This window comes from Trinickia dinghuensis (assembly GCF_003367175.1).
Taxonomy (GTDB): Bacteria; Pseudomonadota; Gammaproteobacteria; order Burkholderiales; family Burkholderiaceae; genus Trinickia; species Trinickia dinghuensis.
Genome location: NZ_QRGA01000043.1, coordinates 1 through 1284, shown reverse-complemented (window position 1 = coordinate 1284; position 1284 = coordinate 1). Strand labels below are relative to the sequence as shown.

General features: G+C 61.6%; 2 protein-coding genes and 1 pseudogene. All 3 read left to right on the top strand.

Translation table 11 applies throughout. From position 1 onward, the window contains the following. A pseudogene (locus DWV00_RS33510) lies at positions 1-204 on the top strand (TRAP transporter substrate-binding protein); the annotation flags it as partial. Positions 205-386: 182 nt separating this feature from the next. Beyond that, complete coding sequence (locus DWV00_RS33505; RefSeq protein WP_115537903.1) at positions 387-866, top strand: TRAP transporter small permease; 480 nt, start codon at positions 387-389, stop codon at positions 864-866. A gap of 5 nt (positions 867-871) precedes the next feature. Continuing rightward, on the top strand, positions 872-1284 hold a 413-nt coding region (locus DWV00_RS33500; RefSeq protein WP_147298048.1), incomplete at its 3' end, for a TRAP transporter large permease subunit.

Genomic DNA, 1284 nt, shown 5'->3' with positions numbered 1-1284 from the left:
GACTCGGTGCCGTATTACCAGAAGCTGTGGGTCGCGAAAGAGGACGAAGGCGTGCAGACGCTGAAGAAGGCCGGCGTGAAAATCATTCCGCCGGCGCAAATCGATCGTGCTGCATTCGTGAAGGCGATGCAGCCCGTTTGGGCGAAGTACGAAAAGACGCCGGCGATGAAGCAGATCGTCGACGAAATCGTCGCGACGAAGTAAGCGCCGAGGCGGCCCCGGCAAGCTTGCGTTCGAATTGATTGGATTTGATAAGCGAGGTTGCCGCGGCCGTCATCTTTCGCACCGGCATCGCCGGTATTCGCACGGTCTAGCCGGCCGTTGCGGTCCGCGGTGCCGTTGCGAGCGGTTGCATTGTCTTGTTCGAGATGTTCGAGAGTAGACCGATGAAATTCATCAAGCGTCCGAGCGGCATCGTTGCTCTTCTGATTACGGTGTTCGCCTCGATTTGCCTGGCCGTGCTCTGCGTGCTGGTCATGTACAGCGTCGTGATGCGCTACATGTTCGACAACGCGCCCGACTATGTCGAGCCGATCGCTTTGCTGATGGTGCTCGTGGTCGCATTCATGGGCGCGGCGCTGAAAGTGCGCGACGGCGGGCACATCGGCTTGGATTCGCTCGCGAAGGCGCTGCCGCCGCGTGGGCGGCTCGCGCTCGAAGTGCTGCAGCAGCTTTGCCTCATCGCGTTTTCCGTCGCGGTTTGCATCGGCACGAAGGAAATGGCGATCACGACCTTCGACGATCAAATCCCGATCCTGGGCCTGCCCGAGGCGATTCGCTACGCGATTCCGTTCGTCGCCAGCGCTTGCACCATTCTTTTCTCAATCGAGCGCTTGGTGGCGCTCTTCGCGGCTAAGCGGGCGTGATTCAAATGGAACTTTTGATTCTTGTCGTCAGTTTTCTGGTCTTCCTCGTGCTGGGGGTGCCGGTCTCGTTCGGGCTGGGCCTCGCCTGCGTGGTGACCTATCTGCATGAAGGACTGCCGCTCGCGACCGCGATGCAGTCGATGGTCTCGGGCATCAACGCGTTCTCGTTTCTGGCCGTGCCGTTCTTCATCTTGTCCGGCGAACTGATGCTGCACGGCGGGATCGCCGATCGCATCCTGCGCTTCGCGCAAGCCACCGTCGGGCATTTCCGCGGCGGTCTCGGGATGGCGAACGTCGTCGCGTGCACGATGTTCGGCGGCGTGTCGGGCTCGCCGACCGCCGACACCTCGGCCATGGGCGGCGTCGTCATTCCGCTGATGAAGCGCGAGGGCTACAGCGCCGCGTACGCGGTCAACGT

What these genes read in the sequence shown, in the direction of transcription:
- DWV00_RS33505 (WP_115537903.1), top strand. Translation starts at nt 387, where the DNA reads ATGAAATTCATCAAGCGTCCGAGCGGCATCGTTGCTCTTCTGATTACG.